This window comes from Paractinoplanes toevensis (genome assembly GCF_018332695.1).
Taxonomy (GTDB): domain Bacteria; phylum Actinomycetota; class Actinomycetes; order Mycobacteriales; family Micromonosporaceae; genus Actinoplanes; species Actinoplanes toevensis.
In genome coordinates, this window is record NZ_BOQN01000252.1 from 1 (window position 1) to 2,407 (window position 2,407).

Annotated in this window: 3 protein-coding genes; all 3 read right to left on the minus strand. The window is 68.1% G+C overall.

What is annotated here, in order from left to right; all coding sequences use genetic code 11:
* Positions 1-207 (minus strand): 2'-5' RNA ligase family protein (locus tag Ato02nite_RS51010; protein ID WP_369076941.1); only part of this gene is annotated, 207 nt, incomplete at its 3' end.
* A gap of 6 nt (positions 208-213) precedes the next feature.
* Positions 214-1,239, minus strand: coding sequence for a tryptophan--tRNA ligase (gene trpS, locus Ato02nite_RS51015; RefSeq protein ID WP_213013974.1), 1,026 nt, complete (start codon positions 1,237-1,239; stop codon positions 214-216).
* Between the two features lie 96 nt (positions 1,240-1,335).
* Positions 1,336-2,407, minus strand: a 1,072-nt coding sequence (locus Ato02nite_RS51020; protein WP_498371300.1) for a carbohydrate-binding protein, incomplete at its 5' end; no start/stop codon positions are given.

Consider the following 2,407-nt stretch of genomic DNA (forward strand, 5'->3'; position numbering starts at 1 on the left):
CTGCGCGGCCGCCACCTTCTCCAGATGTCTCTCCACCGCATCGAGCGCCTCGGTGGCGATCTCGGTCGGGCCGAGCAGCGTGACGTGCGCCGGCGTGTAGGCCGCCTGCGGGTCACCGGCCTCGGCCCGGCGGACGGTCAACTGCTCACCCCACGGCTCGGGGATGTCGATCGCGACCCCGATCCGCGTCGTCGATAGGGCGGCCACCGCCGCTCAGAGCTCTCGGGCCGGGCTGAGGAAACCCACGTTCTGGTACGCCGTCGCCAGCGTCGCCGAGGCGACGGTGCGGGCCTTGTCGGCCCCGATGGCGAGCACCTTGTCGAGGTACCCGGGGTCTTCCAGGTAGGTCCGGGTGCGTTCCTGGATCGGCCGCACGAACTCGACGACGACCTCGGCGAGGTCCTTCTTCAGGTCGCCGTAGCCCTTGCCGTCGTAGTGCTCGAGCAACTCGTCTATGGTCCGCATGGTCAGCGCCGCGTAGATGGTCAGCAGGTTACTGACGCCCGGCTTGTTCTCCTCGTCGTAGAGGATCTCCCGCCCGGTGTCGGTGACCGCGGACTTGATCTTCTTGGCCGAACGGGCCGGCTCCTCGAGCAGCTCGATGATGCCGTTCGGCGACGAGGCCGACTTGCTCATCTTGGCCGTCGGGTCCTGCAGGTCGGTGATCTTCGCGGTGTCGCGCAGGATGTACGGCGCGGGCATGGTGAAGGTCGGGCCGAACCGGGTGTTGAACCGCTGGGCCAGATCGCGGGTCAGCTCGAGGTGCTGCCGCTGGTCCTCCCCCACCGGCACCTGGTCGGCCTGGTAGAGCAGGATGTCGGCGGCCTGCAGGATCGGGTAGGTGAACAGCCCGACCGTGGTGGTCTCGGCGGCCTTGGCCGACTTGTCCTTGAACTGCACCATCCGACCGGCCTCACCGAAGCCGGTGATGCAGCTCAGCACCCAGCCGAGCTGGGCGTGCTCGGGCACGTGCGACTGCACGAAGAGGGTGCAGCGCTCCGGGTCGAGCCCGAGCGCGAGCAGCTGCGCCACCGAGATCCGGGTGCGATTGCGCAGGGCGATCGGGTCATGACCCATCGTGATCGCGTGCAGGTCGACGACGCAGTAGTAGGCGTCGTGGGTCTCCTGCATCGCCACCCAGTTGCGAACCGCGCCCAGGTAGTTGCCGAGATGGAACGAGTCGGCGGTCGGCTGGATACCGGAAAGGACCCGTGGGCGGTAGGCGGCGGCGTCTGACATAGTGGCCATTCTGTCAGGAGTTACCGGGCAGTGGCGAACACGTCCCGGCGCCGCGCCCGAAGATCGGACGCGGCGCCGGTCAGCGACTCGGGTAGATCAGTAAGCGGCCCCGCAGGAGCCACCCGCGGCGTTCTGCGGCACGAACGCCATCGCGTCGAAACCGACGGTGTCGGACGATCCGGCGCCCTCGTTGCTCAGCACCACCTGTGCGCCCCGGCCCATCAGGTAGCTGCCGAGGTTGACCCAGTGGTCCTTGCCCTTCTCGTCACCGGCGGAATCCTGCTTGATCGTGCAGGTGAGGTAGCCGGTCAGATCCGACCGGGAACCCCGCTGGATCAGGTACGGCGCGCTCTGCCAGGTCGCTCCGTGGCTGGGCAGGTGCACCAGGATGTCGTAGAACTGGGCCTGACCGGCGCCGAGCGGCAGCTCCGGCGTCCACGACGCCACCACCTTGTGCTTGTCGAGCGCCGCGCCGGAGGCACCGTGGGTGAACCAGATGTGTCCCTTGTAGCCGGCCCCGACCTGGTGGGTGTCGTAGGCGGCGTACGGCGCACCGTCGCCACCGGCCGGCCGGCCGCCGCGAAGCGTGAACTTGCCGCCCAGGGTGTTCGCCGGGATCGAGCACCCGAGGTTGTAGTACTGCGTGTCGTTCAGCGTGTAGACCATGTTGATGTCCTTGCCGGTGTCCCGGTTCGCGACCTTGCTCGAATCGAAGTCACCGCAGTCACGCTCGTAGATCCGCTGCACGCCCGGCTCGGCGTCACCCCGGAGGTACTTCACGTTCTCGGTGGCGCACATCTGATCGTCGCAGTTCGCGAAGTCCGCGTGCCCGTGCCACCAGCACGAGCTGTCCACCGCCGGGCAGCCGTTGTCGGCCGGCGAGCAGCCGAAATCGGCCGAGCAGAACGTCCACAGGTCGGGCAGGGTGAGCTTGTCCCAGGTCCCGCCGTCAGACTCCCGTTCGAACGTGCCGGCCTTGTCCCCGAAGTTGGGGTACTGGTAGGCGTTCTTGGCCGGCGTGCCCTTGCGCTGCGGCGTCTCGATCCAGCCCATGATCCGCTCGGGGTAACTCCACTTGTTCGGCGTCTCGGCGTCCGCCGTGGTCTGCCGCATGAAGCCGTCCCGGCCGGGCTTGTAGTCCGGGTTCGCCGGGTTGTTCAGCCAGCCC

Coding starts and splice junctions, on each gene's coding strand:
- trpS (WP_213013974.1), bottom strand. CDS start 1,239: ATGTCAGACGCCGCCGCCTACCGCCCACGGGTCCTTTCCGGTATCCAG.